This window comes from Paenibacillus sp. FSL R5-192 (assembly GCF_000517845.1).
GTDB lineage: Bacteria > Bacillota > Bacilli > Paenibacillales > Paenibacillaceae > Paenibacillus > Paenibacillus amylolyticus.
The window spans coordinates 53,530-73,122 of sequence record NZ_ASPR01000003.1 but is presented as its reverse complement, the minus strand read 5'-3'; the positions used below and the strand labels follow the sequence as shown (position 1 = coordinate 73,122).

Genomic DNA, 19,593 nt, shown 5'->3' with positions numbered 1-19,593 from the left:
TTAATAGGTAGAAGCTTGAGCATGGGGGTGAAGCTTTGGATGGACATGAGGAACATGGAAGACCACATATTACCTTGTCGATGATCGTTCGTAATGAAGAGAATCGTTATCTCAAGCAGGCACTGGAGAGACATCGTTCCTGGATCGATCGCGCAGTAATCATTGATGACGGAAGCACGGATGGAACGGTCGCGCTGTGCAGGGAACTTCTGGACGGCATTCCACTCGTATTAGTGGAGAACGCTGCTTCACGTTTTGCAGACGAGGTAAGCCTGAGAAAACAACAATGGGAAGAGACGGCGGCGACCAATCCGGAGTGGATTTTGAATCTGGATGCGGATGAGATTCTAACCAGTGACTTTGGGGTGGTACGGGATCTGCTGCTCAGTGGCAATGAAGATGCGATCTATTTCAGATTGTTTGATATGTGGAGTGAGACGCATTACCGAGAAGATGAGTTCTGGCAGGCGCATGCCTATTATCGGCCATTTCTGATTCGTTATCACCCGGGGATGAGCTATGAATGGAAGGAAACACCCCAGCATTGTGGTCGTTTTCCGTTAACGATCCAACATTGGTCCTATGGATGTCATGCTCCCCGGGTGAAGCACTATGGGTGGGCGCGGGAAGAAGACCGCATCCGCAAATATGAACGCTATCAAGCACTAGACCCTGAAGCAAGATACGGTTGGAAGGAACAGTATGAATCGATATTGGATCAAGAGCCACGACTGTTGGCATGGTTCGAATAAGGAGAGGGGGAGTGAGCACGTTGAAGAAAGACCCGTTACGTAAATCGCAAGAAGAATTCAAACCTCAAGCAGAGCCGAATTCCCAAGAGAAAGAGAATCAGAATGAGAAGCAACATGAGAGCGCAAATGAGAATCAGAAAGAGAACCAGATTAATCATCGACCGTCCAGTCGTTCTGATAAATCGCTGGAAACCCGCCAATCGGAAAAGCTTGAAGAACTTTGCCAGGAAAGAATACTGATCGCCAGCCCGGTTCGCCAGACAACTCCGGTGCTCCGTGAATTTCTGGATTCTCTGCATGCACTGGAACGAACAACAGTGAAGACGGATTATCTGTTTGTTGACGATAACGTGGAAGAAGCCGCATCGAATATATTGCATGAATTTTTGCTTCAGCATGAAGGGACGGTTATTCAAGCAGATGAACACGGCAGCGGTAGTTCTGACAACAAAGGGGTGTACACCAAGGATGAGGGAGGACACTATTGGCAGGATGAGCAGATTTGGCGTGTAGCCGGTTTGAAAAATCGCATATTGCAATATGCACGCGACAATCACTACGATGCGGTTTTCCTGATTGATTCTGACTTGGTGCTGCATCCGCGGACTCTGGAGCAACTTGTATCGAGTGGCAAAGACATTGTATCCAATATCTTTTGGACCCGCTGGCAGCCGGATGCCAGGGAAATGCCGCAGGTATGGCTGCAGGATGAGTATGCTCTGTATCGCCGCGGTGGCAAAACAGTAGACGGAACCGAGGCGGAAGACGAGGGCACGCAAACGACTGCTTTTCTAAATCAGCTGCGGATCCCGGGTTGTTATGAAGTTGGAGGGCTAGGGGCATGTACCCTTATTCGCAAAAATGTTCTGGCAGCAGGAGTTTCGTATGACCAGATTCCCAATGTATCCTTCTGGGGCGAAGATCGTCATTTCTGCATCCGTGCTCAGGCACTGGGTTTTCGTTTGTTCGTCGATACTCATTTCCCTGCGTACCACATCTATCGATTGTCCGAACTGCCGGGGGTATCTGCCTTTAATCGTAGGGCGAGACGAGGTGAGGAGACGATCAGTATTACCCTGTGTATGATTGTGAAAAATGAAGAAGCTTCCCTCGCCAGATGTCTGGACTCGGTCAACGGTATTGCCGATGAGATTGTAATTGTGGATACCGGATCAACGGATCGCACTCGTCAGATCGCTTCCAGATATACGGATCGTATCGTTGATTTTGAATGGGTGGATGACTTTGCAGCAGCACGCAATTATGCCTTCGATCAGGCAAAGAGTGAATATATTCTTTGGCTGGATGCCGACGATGTGTTCGAACCGGAAGATCGGGCGAAACTGATCGCCTTGAAACGTTCGCTGGACCCGGATGTGGATAGTGTCACGATGGATTACAATCTGTCATTCACAGCAGATGGCAAGGTAGCCTACAGCCTGCGCCGGAATCGTCTGGTGCGTCGGGATCGGCAATTTCGCTGGATTGGCGCGGTTCATGAATATCTGGCTGTAGCGGGCAATCTGCTGCATAGTGATATAGCGGTTACCCACAAGAAAGATAAGGAGTATACCGATCGTAATCTGCGGATCTATCGCAAAAGGGAACAGGCCGGAGAGGAATTTGGGCCGCGTGACTTGTACTATTTCGGTAATGAACTGAAGGACCATGGACAGCATGAGGATGCGGTGAAGTACTATGAGAAGTTTCTGGATACCGGGCTGGGCTGGGTGGAAGATCAGATCGCTGCTTGCCAGAAAATTGCGGATTGTGAAGCTGCACTTGAACATCCGGAACAGGAAGTCACGGCGTTGTTCCGATCATTTGCCTATGATTTGCCAAGAGCCGAGATTTGCTGTCGATTGGGTGGTTATTTTGCCGACCGTGAAGATTATCGCAAGGCCCTGTTCTGGTACGAACAGGCGACTCGTGCTGTACGTCCTGACGATCCTATGGTGGTGCTGAATGAAGCAGCCTGGACCTGGATGCCGCATCTGCAACTATGTGTGTGTTATGACCGGATGGGTAACCGTGCCAAGGCCCGAGAACATAATGATATCGCACTCGCCTATCATCCAACACATCCAAGCATGTTATATAACGATCGATACTTTAAAGATTTGGAGAAGGATAACGTATTGGAAAATGCCTAAAGCATGCATATAGATTGGAACTGTAGGTATAGATATTGCTGGAACAGTTGTTTGTAACAAGAGCCTCCTCTGATAAAAGAGTGGACGCAATGTGCCACTTTTATGAGAGGGGGTTATTGACGTAATTGTATTAAAGAAGTTATTGTAGATATATTAAGTCTTTTATTAGGGAGGAATGAGATGATGAAGTATTCCAAAGCTACCAATTACGCCCTGCACACGATGATTTTTCTTGCGGCATCCAATTCAGATAAACCTGTGGGTGTGCAGCAACTTTCAAAGTGGCAGAATGTTTCACCCACATATCTGTCCAAGATTTTAACCAAATTGACGAAAGAGGGGATGATTCATTCTTCATCTGGTGCCCATGGCGGGTATACACTTCAGGAGAAGTGGGAGGATCTTACGTTTTTGGACATCATACAGGCCATTGAGGGTACAACCTCTCTGTTTGATTGCTGTCATCATAAACAGGGATGCTTAATTCAAGAAACCATGATCACTGCCGAAGGACAGATGGAAGAAGTGCTTAAAAATCGAAAATTATCTTCAATTGCCGGTAAAATATCAATGATGCATTAAGTATTTTTTTTGTATTTATAATAGATATAATTTGTCTTTTATATCTATTATAAATTTCAACAAACGAATATATCCAGAAGATTTCACACACTATTCTTTTGAATAAAGGAGATTGAAATGAATTCATTTATTATCTATTTATTGGCTTTAGGAGCCTTTGTTGTGGGAACAGCCGAATTTGTCGTATCTGGCGTTTTAGATATCATTGCCCGCGATTTACAGGTTTCGATCTCATTAGCAGGACAATTGGTCACCGTATATGCACTATCTCATGCATTGGGAGCCTGGGCTCTGGTCATGCTGACTTCCAAGTTACAACGTAAAAAAGTACTTCTGTATTCCATGCTTATTTTTATCTTGGGAAATATCATTGCATTCTTCAGTTTGAACTTTGGCATGCTTATGTTCTCACGCATCGTATTGGCCATGAGTGGTGGTCTGTATTTTGTCCTAGCCACGAACTATGCTGCAAGACTAGCTCCTTCTGGCAAACAGGGTAGTGCCATTGCAACTGTCATCACAGGATTCACCGTTTCATTGGTATTAGGAGTGCCGATTGGTACCTTCATTGCTGCCTACATGGATTGGCACTATGTTTATATCATGATTGCAATTATCGCATTTATTAATTTCATGCTGTTGTACAGATTTATTCCTCGAATGGAGGGTAACCCGTCTCTCTCCCTGAAGCAACAATTATTGATTATCAAAGATAAAAAGGTTATCACCGGATTATTAACGACTGTTTTCTGGATTCTGGGCTACACCATGGTATTTGCTTATATCGCTCCACTTTTAAGTTCAGTAGCCGATTTTTCAATAGAAATGATTAGTACGGCGTTACTTGTATTGGGTGTATTTGCATTCATAGGTTCCCGTCTTGGTGGCTATGCGGTAGATCGATGGGGACCTGTTCGCACGATTCCAATCAGTTTGATTATTCATGCTGGTGCCCTCTTTATTTTGCCCATCACAGCAGGTTCCACAATAGGTATTCTTCTGACCATCATGATTTGGGGCACAGCTGCCTGGATAACAACGCCCGCGAATCAGTTCTATTTGATAACATTGAGACCACAGTCTTCTGAAACAGTCCTGAGTTACAATACGGCAGTAATGAACATAGGTATGACTTTCGGTGCCGGATTGGGAGGTGTAGTTGTGAAATACAATTCCGTTCAAAATTTGGGGTGGATTGGTGGTATGGTCCTGCTGTTGGCGTTGGCGATTGCCCTTGTTTCCTTCAGGTTGACTACAAAACCAAGTTGAATTCAATGTCTTTTTAAAAGGAAGAAGTGAATATTGGATCAAATGATTTCATCCAGGAGAGGATATGCCTTACAATAATGAATAACGGAAAAGCGGTGACCATGATTGCCTGTCTTCGGCTGCCGAATTGATGAAGCAAGGGGAACTGGATATGAATCTGACGGAAGTACTATTGGAGTCGAGGCTGGTCGCGATTGTGCGCGGTATAAGCCGTGAAGCGGCAGTAACAGCTGGACAAGGTATGACAGGTGGTGGCATCCGACTGATGGAAGTCACACTGAACACACCTGGAGCACATGATATTATTGCGGACTGGCGTGAGCGGCATGAAGGAAAGGCTTTTGTTGGAGCGGGTACGGTACTGAATGTGCAGATGGCGAAGGAAGCCGTCGCTGCAGGTGCACAATTTCTGGTGTCTCCCAATGTCGATCTGTCTGTCATTGAATATGCTGTAGAACATGGTGTCGAGATCTGGCCTGGAGCCATGACACCTACGGAGATTGTCGCTGCCCATGAAGCGGGAGCACGAGTTGTGAAGTTGTTTCCGATGGCGAGTCTGGGTATACCGTATCTGCGGGAGATCAAAGCTCCACTGAATCATATTCCGCTGCTGGCAACAGGTGGTTCCACACTGGAGAATATTGCTGATTATTACGCAGCAGGCGCTGCTGCAGTGGGTCTGGGAAGTGCACTTTTACCACGAGAAGCTCTTGTGGCAGGAGATCATGAGCAGATTGCAACATGTGCACGGAGATTTGTGGAAGCAGCTGAAGCCTAGGATTCCAGCATCAGATGAGGAATATGTATATATTTGGGTATATATATGATGGTTCCTTTAAATTAGTTGTTGGATTAATCTTTATCATAAAAACCCATGTCGCTTAACGTGCCGTTCATTCTATTGTTTTATGATGGATGTATGCCGGAATTCGGAGAGGAGAGATGCCCTGTGAAAGCTAAAACAATGATAGGCGGCATGCTCGCCGTGGCCGCAGTAACGGCAGGTGGATTATGGAAGGCAGCGGTAAAGAGCCAAACCCCCAAGAAGATTCCAATCACACTGACACCCCCAATGCCATTTGAGGATGTGACCTTTGACAGTGGGGGAGGTCGGGTGCATGGCTGGTTCATCCCGGCCAGAGCCGACATTCCGAAACCATGGCCGCTCGTTATTATTGCACATGGCTGGGGCTCCAATCGCTCCCGTGTTCTTCGTTACGCACGTCCGATCTGGGAAGCTGGATATGCCTTATTTATGTATGATGTGCGTAGTCATGGGGCCAGTGATCCGGTTCGTGCTGCATCTGCCTACCTGTTCCGGGATGATCTGCTCGCGGCGTTGCATTATACGACTGCACGACCAGAGATTGATGCGGATGCCATCGGAGTGCTTGGACATTCTTTGGGTGGACTGGGTACGATTCTTGCAGTGACGGAGGGAATTCCTGTATCAGCAGTGATTACGGACTCGATGCCATCGCAATTTGAAGTAATCGTCAGTTCAGAGCTGAGACGCCGGCGTCTGCCCTTGTTTCCACTGGCCCAGTTAATTCCGAGAATCTGGTTCTGGCGAATGGGTGAATCTCTTAAATCTTATCGTCAGCGTGATCCGGTGATGATGCTGAATGAACGGCGCAGGGGGATGCAACTGCCGATGCTTATGGTGCACTCCAAGGGAGATAATTTCATTCCCCCGAGTGAGCTTGAATATTTTATGTCCAAAGCCGATCCGCCTGTTGAACATCTATGGGTCAACAGCGGAGGACACAGTTGTTCTGAGGAAGATCCCACCTTCTGGGACACTGTTATTCCATTTTTGAAAACCCATGTCCAAGGTCAGGCGAAGTTGAACGATTCGTCTAAAGCGAATAGTTGACAAGGTAGATTCAGCCTACATAAGAGTGCAGGCTAACAGAGAAAACGCCAACGTGGTTGGCGTTTTTTTTGCTGTTACTAGCAATATGCAGAAATTCACATTTGTAAAATTGCCCCGAAAACGACGATTAAAAAGGAAGCTTATGGTATCATAGAATAGACTGGCAATATTCATGCGAGGTTATTTGTTATGCTTCTTTGTATGAAATTGAAGGGAGAGGTCCAGATTTGAGTTTGAATTGGAAGTTTAATCTACGATTGAAAATGTTCGCAACCAAAGCAACAACCGCAGCGATGGCAACACTGCTACTTGCTTCGCAAACACCAGGTTTTGCAGGCAGTGCATCAGCCGCGCAAGCAGAGCAGTTGACCGCAGCGACAACGGGGGAAAATGAACAACTAGACGCAACGAGCAATGACGTGCCTGAGGGAGCGAAAATCTCATCCAGGCAAGCCAGTGAAAATATACTGAAATTATTTCCATTGTTAAAAAAAGCAACGATCTCATCTGCACGATTCGATTCACCTAATTCCTATCCACCGCCAGAATACAAGGCGTGGGAGATCGGGTTCCAGATTACACAAGGCAATCATACGTCGGGATTCAGTGGAACTGTACATGCAGGCACAGGGGAAGTGTTAAGTGTACATTTGCCGTCGGATATCCTGGATAAACATGTCTCGGAATCAGATGTGAAGTTAACCAAAGCTCAAGCTGAAGAAAAGGCCGTGGCACTGTTGTACCAAGCGATTCCAGGTCTTAAGGAAAGTGAATATGCTCCGCTTGGAGATCTGTATTCTTCCATCGAACAAGAGTCATTGTTTGGCAGAACAGAGTATCGATACGGGTACCAGTTAAAACATGATGGATTGTTAACTGATGCAGAGACAGTCTACATTAATGTGGACGAAAGTGGTTTGGTAACAGGTTACTCCCGAGGTACTATTGAAGCCAAGTATCCCTCATCGAAACCGGCAGCTTCAGAAGAGAAGGCCAGACAGCAGTTTGAAGAACAGTTCGATGTGGAACTGGCTTATATCGCCAAAGATCGTCTATCTTCCAAACAGGGTCAGCAGTATTACCTTGCATATACACCAAAAAATATCAGTATCGTTCCGATTGAAGCCAATACGTTGGAACGGATTAATACATTAACAGGTAAAGCTGTAGATGAAGATTCTTTGCAGCAGGATACGAAGTTAAAAGGTGATGTAACGCCTTTTGTCCCGGCCAATGGTACAAGATTAAATGTTCAGCAGGCCGCCAATCGGGTCGCAACAAACTTTGATATTCCCAAGGGCTATAAGCTGGAACATAGCCAGCTGGGCAAGGGATATTACTCAAGTCCGAACAATCAGGTATGGAGTCTGAGCTGGAGCGATCGAAGTGCCAATATGTCCTATATGTTCATGCGGGATATCTCAGCACAGGTAGATGCAGTTACCGGGCAGATCTACAGTTATACGATGATGCAACGAATGGGACCGGAGATGGAACAGGAGAAGCCGGCTGAGGAGAAGGCAGGCAAATTGGTAACCCGGAAGCAGGCTGAGAAACTGGCGATGGACACAGTGATTGCGCTAGTTCCAGACGCAACGGAGCAGTTCCGACTGGCTAATGTGATTGAGGTGGATGATGCTCGCACATTTTTGTTCCAGCGTTATCTGAACGGAATTCCGGTTAAGGAAGATACGGCACAAGTACAGGTTTTGAACAACGGGACGATTAACGAGTTCTATACACGTATTGCGGCAACGCCTGAACAACTGCCAGCAGATGTTAAGCCAGCCATCAGTTATGAAGAGGCCAAGGCACTCTATCTGGAGGAATTCAAGCTAATCCTCGCATATTCCCGTTATGGCGGATATGGTATGAACGGTGGTCAAGTCATCCCAGCGGGGGTGAACCTTGCTTATATGCCTACACGTGATGAGAATTCGATCTATGGCAACTATGAAGCGCTGGATGCGAACACAGGAGAGTGGAAGCTTTTATACGGGGACACAAGCTCTGCAACCAAGACCGAACCTACGGATATCTTGGGTCATGTGGCCGAAGCAGCTCTACGCAATATGACCCAGCATGGCGTATTGCTTGCTGATGAGCAGGGACGCGTATTCCCGGATCGTGTGATCACCCGAGGAGATTGGTTTAACTATCTGGCAAGAGCGATTAATCCAAATATGGATCTGTACTACAGTGGGGACGGAGATGACAAGTTATACGCTGATGTGACACCTGACAGCCCGTATTATAAGGCAGTTCGGGCATTAATTGATCAGCGCTGGCTTGCCGGAGCGGACCCTGAACAGAATTTGAATCCGCAGGAAGAGATGACACGTGAAGAATTGGCAGTGCTGCTTGTACGTATTTTACGCTATGAGAAGCTGGCCGGATTCTATACGTTGCCATCGGATCTTCCCAACATTGCGGATGCCAGTGCCATTACGAGTAAGGGAGCGGTCTCCCTGAGTCTGAAGCTGGGATTGCTTCCTTCGATTGAAGGACGATTCATGCCTGCACGTAAAGTGACGGTAGCTGAAGCGTCACAGGTATTGGAACGGCTGGCGAAGCTTCAAGGTAAAACAGATACGTTTATGAGTGGTAATCGCCTGTATTAGACGAGGAATCACTCATATCGTGACCAAACGAAACATAGGATGAAGATAACGGGTAATCGTGATTCAATGAACTAAAGATCAAAGGGACCTTCCATAGAAGGTCTCTTTTGATTTGCTTTGACAAAACTAGAAGAATGACGACAGAGCCTTTTGTGATACAATAGGGCGTGAGAACTTTGCAAAGAAGGGTGGGTTCCTTTCATGGGTAAGAACGGGAAACGAATTATCACCATACTGCTGGCAGGCTGTCTGATTGCTGTAGCGTTACCACGTACGGTTGATCTGGATCAATTGTATGCTGCATCAGGGACATCAGATATATCCACGGCAACAGATTTGCGCCAGACCTTGCTTACCGCAATGTCACAGCGAACGGAGGAACTTGTTTTTACATACAAAGGCAATGTGAAGGGCCTCAAAAAACAATTACAAACCTCCATCGATGAGGCAATGAAGAGTGACCCCTATATCCAATATACCGTTAAAAGTTATGCATTTAATTATAAAGGCTCCAATGTGTCGGCCGAGGTGCATGTGACTCTCTCCTATCGGGAGACCAAGGAGCAGACCGATTATGTGAATCGTAAAGTCACAAACGTGTTGAAAGAAATCATCAAACCAGGCATGACGGATCATGAGAAGGTCAAGGTCATCCACGACTGGATTGTGCTTAACCTTTCTTACGATACTTCGTTGAAGAAATATACGGCCTACGACGGGCTTGTTACAGGCAGTACCGTCTGTCAGGGATATTCACTGTTGGCATATCGGATGCTGGAGCGAGTAGGTATCGATAACCGGATTGTGGAAGGTACAGCGGGCGGGCAGCTTCATGCCTGGAATATCGTGAACCTGGACGGCAAGTGGTATCACATGGACACCACCTGGGATGATCCTACCCCTGACCGCAAAGGTAAGGTTAGCCACAGCTACTATTTGCTGAGTGATGATGAGATGGCACGTGACCATATCTGGACAGGCAAAAGCAAGTACCCCGCTGCGCCCGCCCCATATCGAGAAGCTTTATTAAAGCTGGTGAAGGCCGGAGATAGCAAAAAAGCCGCTTATCAGAAGCTGTACCATGCTCTGGACTATTCCCTGTATGATGAACAGGATGCTGTTAAAGGCCATGCTGCGCTGAAGACCAAAGTTCAGAGTAAGCTGAAGGAAGGCGGAACCTCGCTGACATTCAGGTACAAGGGTACGGAAGCTGGACTGATTGAAGATTTGCAGGATTTGTACCAACTTGGCATGAAATCGATATCTTATTATGTATCCAAAATGGAAGGTACTACGGATCTGCGCGTCAAAATTAACTGGACACTATAACAACCGTTTGAGCAGGATGCTCCGCTTGAGGAGTATCCTTTTTTGTGTTCAATTTTGTGTTCAAAAACGAGGATTTTAGTGTTGTCTATTTTTTGTATATGTCGCTTTGCTATTCTAATCTTCGGCGTATGCCAACACTACGTACGAGGAGGATATGCAAACAATGAGGAAAAAAGTGAGCATAGTGATCATTGCTCTGTTACTGGTCACGCAAATGATGCAGGGTTGGATATTTACACCAACAATGCATGCTCAGGATGAATTAACTAATTTGCCAGCCAGTGCAATCAGCGATACAGCATCAGAAGAAGGTTTGGCAGGTTCGGAAGAGGTCAACAACGTTGACGTTGCTGCCACTCCGGAAGAAGAGGGGGAGGGAAACCTCAACCAGAGCAGTTTAGCAATCGCAGCTGCAGGCCCGGTAATTACAGATCAATTGATTACCAGTGTGCAGATGTACAATCAGGCACCAGAAGACAACGGAAATGGCACGATTGAAGTCAAAGGAGATAAAATCGAGGATATTCGACCACGAATCCAGGATGAGGTGGCTGTAGTCTTTACATGGGGACTTGCAGATGACAACCACAACTACAGTGATGGCTCCACGTTCACCTTTAACTTGCCAGATAAATTCATCATCGGATCGCAGCTTAAGGGTAATCTGGATGGCGGTGTTGGGGAGTATGTGGTGAATCCAGATGGCACAATCATCTTTACCTTTAATGAACTGATCGAGCATGCGAAGCTGGAAGGTAACTTCTACGTGTGGATTAAGTTCGATGAGAGCAAGATGGAAGATGGCTTGAAACAACAGATAGACTTTAGTTCCGTGGGGCAGGGCATCATTGATGTACATTTTGCCAACACAGCCGTAGATAAGTTGAAGAAATCGGGAAGCGCAAACAAAGAGAACTTCAACTCGGATGAAATTAAATGGACTGTAGATTTTAACCAAGGCGAGAAGGCTATGAAAAATGCTGTTCTTGCAGACACGTTCCCAGCAGAGCTGGAGCTCAAGGGCAACATCGAAATTCGCGAATTGGAAGTGCAATTGAATGGATCTGTAAAAGAAGGCCCAGTAGTTCAAACGGAACCACATTTTCCAATTCAATTGGGAGATACAGATAAGGCCTATCGTGTGACCTATACAACAAGTGTTAAAGCACCAACCACTGCTCCGTTCACCAACGTGGAGTATCAAAACCAGGTTGCGCTTACAACGGATCAGAGCGAGCACAACGAAACAGATATTGGCCGAGTTCGTGTGAGTTTTAATGAGCCTTTGAACAAATCAGGGCAAGATAGTGCGTATGATCCGGTGACACAGACGGTCACATGGAAAGTACAATATAACTACAATCAGCAAGAAATTATGCAAACGAATGCATGGATTGAAGACCGCTTTGATACGGCAAAACAGCAACTGATCAACAATTCCGTCAAAGTGTATCAAGTGGACATTAATGCAAGTGGAGCGGCTTCCAACAGAACACTGATCAATCCGAATGAATACACACTCGAAGCGATGGGTACAGGGTTCGATAATGGCTTCAGATTACATTTTAAGAACGATATTACAAAGGCCTATGAGATCGAATATGATACTCAATCTATTCATCGTGTGTATACAAACGACACCATTACGAACACAGTGAACATGTATGATGGTACTTCCAAAACAGGCCGAAGAGACATTCAGGAAGTCATTTTTGCAAAGAGTGTAAAAAGTGAAAACTTCAACACAAAAGAAATCGAATGGCAGATTGTTTTGAACCGTGATTTGCAGGAAATGACGGATATCGTCATCACCGACAATTACGAAGGCAGATATATGAAACTGATTCCGGGTAGTCTTCAAGTGAGTGGTGTTAACAATGAGGACTTTGAACTGACTCCAGACCCAGCTGATCCAACGTATGAAAAAGGATTCTCACTTCGCTTGAAGGACGGCGTAACGCTCAGTACGGAGCATGTTATTACTTATAAGACAAGCTTCGATCCCACAGCGGGTATGCCAACGAATGATGAATATCGCAACTCAGCCAAGATCGATTGGGAAGAGTCTGATGTAAAGCAGACCGCGATTACCAAATCTGCTGCGGTCAAACCGCAAGACTACACGATTCAAAATGGTAACAAAAAGGGTGAATATAGCGCCAAAGATAAAAAGATCACCTGGACAATCGATGTAAACTACAATTTGTTTGATATTCAGGATGCAATCCTTAAGGATGCTTACACTGGAGACCAATCTTTCGTAGACGGCTCATTGAAAGTTCATGAGTTAGAGTTGCAGGGAGCCAATAATGTTACTGCTGTAGGTAGCGAGGTTCCGCTCACACCTGGTCAATTCCAGCTGAACCCGGACGGTAAAGGTTTTGTGTTGGATCTGGGTAACATGGGCAAAATGGCTTATCGCATTCAGTACCAAACAAGTCTGGATGGACCATATTCTGTCGCAGGCGCATATGCCAACCAGGCTGTTCTGACGGATGGTGAGGGTGGTGCAATACGATTTAATAGATCAGCCAGTGTTACACCTGCCAACGGTGGTGTATACGTGCGCAAAACAGGGAAGCAAGAAGGTACAACGGATAAAGCATCATGGACGGTAAATATCAATCCAAGTCAATCTTTCATTCCTGCGGGTAATCAATTAACAGATACCCTGTCAGAGAACCAGATTTTATTGGCTGATTCATTGAAATTATATGCAACCAATTTACCTGCCAACAATTCAGGAAATGTATCCACCAAAGCTGGACTTGTTGATCCAGCTGATTATGAATTGGACGTGGAGGGCAATACATTTACCTTTACCTTCAAGAAAGATATCCATACCGCATTCATTTTGGAATATCAGTCTTATATTAATGCCGATCATGGCGCCCGAATTGAGAATAAGGTTGAATTTGCAGGCCATTCTTCCTCGGTAATCGGAGAAGGTAATCAGTCGGGAATCAAAGTTTCCTTGGCTGGAGCAGGTGGAGGAGCCTCTACAGGTCTGGGCAAAATCAGAATTCACAAAGTCAGTGATGCAGGAGTTCCGCTGGAGGGTGCAATATTTGCAATCTATAATGCGTCTGGAACTACGCTTCTGGAAACATTGAAACCAACGGACGAGAATGGTGTGGTTGAAAGCTCCAGAAACTATCGATTAAACAATCTAACCAACGGTATACCTTATAAGTTAAAAGAATTATCTGCCCCGGCAGGATATTTGGTTGATCCTGAATATGGCTCTGCCTCAGGTAAAACGATTGAATTTAAGGATGCGGATATCGCTTTTGAAATTGAAAATAAAAAGATTCGCCAAGGCTTCGAATTAACCAAGGTAGATGCGGTGGACTCCTCCAAGACACTTAAGGGTGCAACTTTCGAATTGTACTCCAAGGACGGCGCAACGCGAGAGAAAATCGATGAGTTAACGACAGGGGAAGATGGGAAGATTGCCAAAGGTGGACTGTCTCCAGGGGATTATGAGCTGGTAGAAGTCGTGGCACCTGAGTTTTATCAATTGGATGCTATACCAATTCCGTTCACGATTGTAGAGAATCAGACGGAGAGTATTACATTGACGAAGTCTAATGCAATGGGTGCAGGTGGTAAACTTGTCGTTACCAAAGTAAATGCCAAGGATAAGTCCGTATTAAGCGGAATTGAATTCGAATTGCGTGATCGTTCCAACATTGTCATCGATACAAAAGTAACCGACCTAAATGGGGTCATTGAATTCGATGGTTTGGGTTATGGTTCATATACATTGGTAGAGACCAAGGCAGAAGGCTTTGTTATTGAACAGCCGGAGACCCTTGTATCTATTATCAAACCGGAAACTCAAATAACCATTGAAAATAAAAAAAATGATCGTTCTGTGAAATTGATTAAAACCAATGCGGGTCGAACTCAGCACCTTCAAGGAGCTGTATTTGAATTACGGGCTCAAACTGCATTGATGGATGCAAATGGGAATTGGGAGTTCCACAAGGTAACAGGTTTAGATGAAGCTACATTGACAACCAATCAACAAGGTGAAATTGTACTTGAAGGCTTGGATATCAATAAATATCAGTTGGTTGAAATAAAAGCGCCTAACGGATACATGTTGGAAACAACACCAGTACCATTTGAAATTACGAACATACAAACCGAAGCTGTAGTTGTGGAAAAAACAAATCAGGCTATCCCGGTATCGGGTGGTGGGTCTAGTGGACCTTATAATCCGGGAACACCTACTACGGGTGTAACACCAGATCCAGAGAAACCAGTAACTCCGGAACCAGGAAAGCCAAATCCGTCGGTTCCAGGCACGGTTGTAACTGAACCTACAGAGTCTGGGGGAGGAACCGAAAGTCCGACAGATGAAGATTCCGGGGTAGTGACACCGACACCAGGCGATTCCAACGGTGACGATACTGCACCTCCAGTTGGGGATACAGATGCACCTGATGGGGATGGTGCACTTGCACCTCCTGCTGGAACGGATACAGATGGGTCACAGGGCAATGGAAATTCTGCATCACAGCCAAACGGAAATTCTGGATATCAGGGAATGCTGCCACAAACAGGTGAAGAGAGCACAATGGCTTACACTGCTGTGGGCATGATGCTGATGGCGCTAGGTAGCGCGGGATTCATGTACTTCCGCCGCAGACAACAGCTTCATCGCTAGATCGAAACACGCAGTATCTAAAATTCATCGTGTGTAGATAGAAATACCCTCTAGCAATCACTACGAAGACTTAGCGTCGACGTGTGAATATGCTAAGAGGGTATTTTTGGGTGATATTTAGGGAGGATCAGGTCCCCGTAACAGTTGGTTTCACTGCAATAGCTCTTACAATTAGGCGATGTGTTGGATTGACGAGTGGATCACAGGTAATCAAGGTAAGGACCTGTCCAAGCCCGGGATCCTCCAGCACAGATAAGTCAGTTGGCTCCACAACGGATATCTGATCTACCTTGTATTGAATAATCGTTCGATCTGCCAGGGTGACTTCCATAGAATCACCAATCTGTAGTTCTCCCAGACGATTGAACAGCCGTCCTTTTTTGTGGGCGCGATGAGCGGCTATGGCAGCATTACCTTTGTTCCCGATACGGGTGGTTTCAACAAGATGGGTTGCAGCTACCTTCATATTGTCCTCCGTTGCACCCTCCAGAATCGGTAAGCGGACATCAATCTTGTCAATCGATAACACCCCCAACGTATCCGATGAGGCCTCTTGAACTGTACCTGTATTGTCAGTAGTCGGCTCGGCGGAAGCTGCATCCTGTATGCCTTGTTCGAAGGAGTGATTAAGCTTAGACAAGCCGTTTTGCAATTGCTCCAGATCGTTCATGACACGGGTTTGCTGCCAGTCATAATACGTTTCCCGCAGGAAAGGAAAGCTGATGATCAGGATGCCCAGTAGAACGAGCAGAATAGAGAATTTTTTCATTATACATCAACTCCCGTTGTCCAAGAAAAATAGTATACCTTTCTCTATTTTACTTACCGACCTATACAAAATATGGACAGGGACGAAAGGGCGTACAGAAATGTTCGAAGGGGGAGGCCGATCCAAAACAAAACCTCCCCGTTTCGCTACAGTAGGAAGAATGCAACGCCAAGGGGAGGTTTTTTTAATATGAAGTTAAATCGTATCAGCTGTATAAGCTGAACTAACCATTTACATGAGAACGTAGAGGACAGAAATAACGTGAAGAAGCGAAGCGTTCGCCTTTATCACCAGATTTTCACCTTTGTAAAAGTGAATCAAAAAATCTGGGGATAACAGCGATCGGAAGGTTATTCTGTCATCGAAGTGGCAAGTGTAAATATTGCTTCGTTAGTGCTTACCAGTTGGTGAATCCGTAGGTGTGAAATCACATTCCTGTAACGGCACCACTTTGGTCTTTTTGATCCATTTGTAACCGAGCCACAACACCAGGAACAGGGGGACGCTCAAGTAGGCAACGATGGCTCCACTCCAGTCGATCTGATCACCCGTGAATGCCTGATAGTTCTGTCCGATGATCACGATGATACACAGGACAAAAGCAAAGATCGGCCCAAACGGGAACCAGCGTGCACGGTAAGGCAGATCGCTCAGATCCCTGCCTTGTGCAACGTATGCACGACGGAAGCGATAATGACTGATAGCGATACCCAGCCAAGTGATAAAACCACACATACCGGATGCATTCAACAACCAGGTGTACACAATCCCATCACCGAACAGGGAGGCAAGGAATGCCAACATACCAACGGCTGTTGTAAGCAAAAGTGCATTCATTGGAATGCCTTTTTTGTTCAGCTTGCCCAGGAAACGAGGGGCTTTACCATCACGGGCAAGGGCATATAGAACCCGGCTTGAAGCATACATGCCTGAGTTACCGGCAGAGAGTACAGAAGTCAGAATAACGGCATTCATGACGGATGCCGCAATAGCAAGTCCTGCTTTCTCAAACACCAGTGTGAACGGGCTGACACCGATATTCTCCAGATCACCTTTGAGCAGGTTCGGATGCGTATACGGGATGATCAGACTGATCACGGTAATCGCCAAAATGTAAAAAATCAGAATGCGCCAAAATACCTGACGAATTGCACGAGGTACATTTTCGCGCGGGTTTTCACTTTCACCAGCGGCTACCCCGATAAGCTCGGTACCTTGGAATGAAAATCCCGCAGCCATGAATACGCCTAACACGGCGAAGAATCCGCCATGGATGGGCGCATCACCGATGGTGAAGTTGCTGAAACCAACCGCTTCTCCGCCCATAATACCAAAGATCATGAGCACACCAACGGCCAGGAAGATGATAACAGTAGCGACTTTGATAATGGCGAACCAGTACTCGGACTCTCCATAACCTTTAACGGACAACACGTTCAAGGAAAAGATCAGCACGAGGAACAATAAGCTCCATAACATGGATGAACTGTCGGGGAACCAGTATTTAATGAGTACAGTAGCGGCAGCAAGCTCTGCTGCAATGGTTACCGCCCAGTTGTACCAAAAGTTCCAGCCCATGGCGAACCCGAGAGCAGGATCGACAAAACGTGCGGCATACGTATTAAATGAACCGGAGTCCGGCATAAAGGTAGCAAGCTCACCAAGGCTGGTCATTAGGAAATAAACCATGATGCCAACGGCCACATAGGCAATTAATGCTCCACCAGGGCCTGCGGTTGAGATGGCGGTACCACTTGCGAGAAACAGCCCGGTACCAATTGAGCCACCGAGGGCGATCATCGTCATATGGCGTGCGCGTAATCCTTTTTTCAGGGAAGGTCCAGTTGTTGTTGGGTTACTGCGGTCTTGCATGGAAACACTCCTTCATTCGATATACTGATGTTTGCGATACTTGAATTCATAAAAACAAAAAGACCACAGGCATCAGCCTGCGGTCTTTAATATTTCAATGTCCGCACCATGTCCCAGATGATTAAGATAGCTCAACACAGAAGAATTCATACCTTTATATAAAGGAAATGTACTTCCGTGACAGTTCTGCGCCTTTCGACAGCAGCCCCAGCTCACCGGACCGTATAAGGAACGTCCAGCGAGCTTCGGCGGGTACACCTTTCGGCTGATCTCATAAGCGGCTCCTTAGCGCCTCCATCAGCGTACTGATCGCACCCGCGACCTCTACCTCACCATCAATGGATGAGGTGTATCTATTGTCTATGAAATTATGAACAACACAACTTAACACCGTGTGTCCTGTTTAGTAAACAGACAATCAGTATAACGCGCATGGTTTTCCAGTGCAATAACAATTGTTGGATGTGAGGTCTGAGGGACGACTATTCCTCTTTTTTATTACGGCCAGCCATCTGCTGCCATACCGTTCCAGCAGCCTGTTCTCCTGATTCGATCCGCTCCAGAGCCATCTTGGCCTGCAGGCTGACTTCAAATTCAGGATCATCGGCTGCAACGCGCAACGCTTGCTCTGCTTCTTCAGTTCCGACCTCATAGAGAAAACGTGCTGCACGCCAGCGTACAAGTTTACTTTTATCGGATAACGTAGCTGTCATGGCTGGAGTGGCGGCAGGATCACCGATATCCGACAAGGTATCCCCGGCAGTCCGGCGTACCGCAGGAGAACTGTCCTGAAGTGCTTCATACAGCAATTCCATCGCTTCCGGTGTACGAATGTCACCCAGGTATACGACAGCCAAGCGACGTATCTGCATTTTGTTGTCATGCAAGGCATGGGCTACGAGAGACAGTCTTTCTGCCGTAGGCTCCATGCTGTCAAATGCCGCATAGCGAACATTCCAGTCTTCGTTTCGCAGAGCCTCTTCAAGTTCGGCTCCATCCAATTCACGGCGGCGCTCGACGAACTCTTCGGATTTGGTACCATGTTCAATGGCCTGTTTAATGACTTGCTCCAGCCGTTCCGGCGGGTAAGCTGCTTCCAATTCCTGCTCGACTTCACGTGCAATATCAGGCAATTCACCATATCGAACACCGTAATCACTCAGTTTACGTTCTTTGATCATCGTTGCACTGGCGACTTCTGTTACGGCTTTGACAAAGCGGTCTGACAACGAAATTCGTTCTTCCTTGACCCCGGCCTTGACCCTAATTTGCATCGGTACACCTCGGAAGAATTGTACAAATACCTGTGCTTCTCCGAAGTGCTCGCCTGAACCATCTTCGGATTCAATCCAGTCCAGATCGATGCCGTGCTGTCCAAGGCGATTTTGGACTTCACCCAAGATAACGGACCAGTCGGCATTCCCTTTACGATCAAGTGCGACAAAGTCTGTTGTGTGGAACACACTCTTTACACCGGGAATATGAAGCATCTGGCGAATGAACGCCGGAGCAGATCGTTCGTTGTCCAGTGTATATGTTTTGCGAATTCCGTCCTCCAGACGTTCATCGAGATGTAACATCATCGTATTTGGACTCGGTGTTGGTTCAATGGAAACAATATTCATCAATGTAACCTCCTATAGTACCAGATTCATCTTTAACTTCCCGTAAATTAAATCACACGGGTATTTCTCT

12 protein-coding genes and 1 riboswitch are annotated in these 19,593 nt (G+C 46.3%); of the genes, 9 read left to right on the top strand and 3 right to left on the bottom strand.

Translation table 11 applies throughout. From position 1 onward, the window contains the following. The first annotated feature begins 35 nt into the window (after positions 1–35). From C161_RS02165 to C161_RS02125, 9 genes are all read left to right on the top strand, one after another. On the top strand, positions 36–752 hold the full coding sequence (locus tag C161_RS02165; RefSeq protein ID WP_235193719.1) for a glycosyltransferase family 2 protein: 717 nt from the start codon (positions 36–38) through the stop codon (positions 750–752). A gap of 1,082 nt (positions 753–1,834) precedes the next feature. Next, a complete protein-coding gene (locus C161_RS33460) occupies positions 1,835–2,905 on the top strand; it encodes a glycosyltransferase (RefSeq protein WP_200869389.1) in 1,071 nt (356 codons plus the stop codon). 183 nt (positions 2,906–3,088) lie between these two features. Next, positions 3,089–3,487, top strand: coding sequence for an RrF2 family transcriptional regulator (locus tag C161_RS02155; protein WP_036668158.1), 399 nt, complete (start codon positions 3,089–3,091; stop codon positions 3,485–3,487). Between the two features lie 117 nt (positions 3,488–3,604). Further along, positions 3,605–4,756: an MFS transporter gene (locus C161_RS02150; RefSeq protein WP_036606945.1), complete on the top strand. Its 1,152-nt coding sequence runs from the start codon at positions 3,605–3,607 to the stop codon at positions 4,754–4,756. A gap of 151 nt (positions 4,757–4,907) precedes the next feature. Then, entirely contained in the window at positions 4,908–5,534 is a 627-nt protein-coding gene (locus C161_RS02145; RefSeq protein WP_036668023.1) for a bifunctional 4-hydroxy-2-oxoglutarate aldolase/2-dehydro-3-deoxy-phosphogluconate aldolase, read from the top strand. Between the two features lie 171 nt (positions 5,535–5,705). Beyond that, the gene (locus C161_RS02140) at positions 5,706–6,632 is read left to right on the top strand and encodes an alpha/beta hydrolase (protein WP_051449541.1); all 927 of its coding nucleotides are present in this window, start codon (positions 5,706–5,708) and stop codon (positions 6,630–6,632) included. Between the two features lie 227 nt (positions 6,633–6,859). After that, positions 6,860–9,253 (top strand): S-layer homology domain-containing protein, encoded by a 2,394-nt coding sequence (locus C161_RS02135; RefSeq protein ID WP_036668022.1) that lies wholly within the window; start codon positions 6,860–6,862, stop codon positions 9,251–9,253. Positions 9,254–9,454: 201 nt separating this feature from the next. Beyond that, positions 9,455–10,582, top strand: coding sequence for a transglutaminase domain-containing protein (locus C161_RS02130; RefSeq protein WP_036606951.1), 1,128 nt, complete (start codon positions 9,455–9,457; stop codon positions 10,580–10,582). A gap of 163 nt (positions 10,583–10,745) precedes the next feature. Then, on the top strand, positions 10,746–15,257 hold the full coding sequence (locus C161_RS02125; protein WP_051449540.1) for a collagen binding domain-containing protein: 4,512 nt from the start codon (positions 10,746–10,748) through the stop codon (positions 15,255–15,257). Positions 15,258–15,384: 127 nt separating this feature from the next. Here C161_RS02125 and C161_RS02120 read toward each other — a convergent pair whose 3' ends face one another. From C161_RS02120 to C161_RS02110, 3 genes are all read right to left on the bottom strand, one after another. Continuing rightward, on the bottom strand, positions 15,385–16,026 hold the full coding sequence (locus tag C161_RS02120) for a class D sortase (protein ID WP_036668020.1): 642 nt from the start codon (positions 16,024–16,026) through the stop codon (positions 15,385–15,387). 390 nt (positions 16,027–16,416) lie between these two features. Then, on the bottom strand, positions 16,417–17,898 hold the full coding sequence (locus C161_RS02115) for an amino acid permease (RefSeq protein WP_036668017.1): 1,482 nt from the start codon (positions 17,896–17,898) through the stop codon (positions 16,417–16,419). A 119-nt stretch (positions 17,899–18,017) separates the two neighbouring features. Continuing rightward, positions 18,018–18,233, bottom strand: a riboswitch (Lysine riboswitch). 147 nt (positions 18,234–18,380) lie between these two features. Continuing rightward, positions 18,381–19,523: a virulence factor gene (locus C161_RS02110; RefSeq protein WP_036668016.1), complete on the bottom strand. Its 1,143-nt coding sequence runs from the start codon at positions 19,521–19,523 to the stop codon at positions 18,381–18,383. Positions 19,524–19,593: the final 70 nt, after the last annotated feature.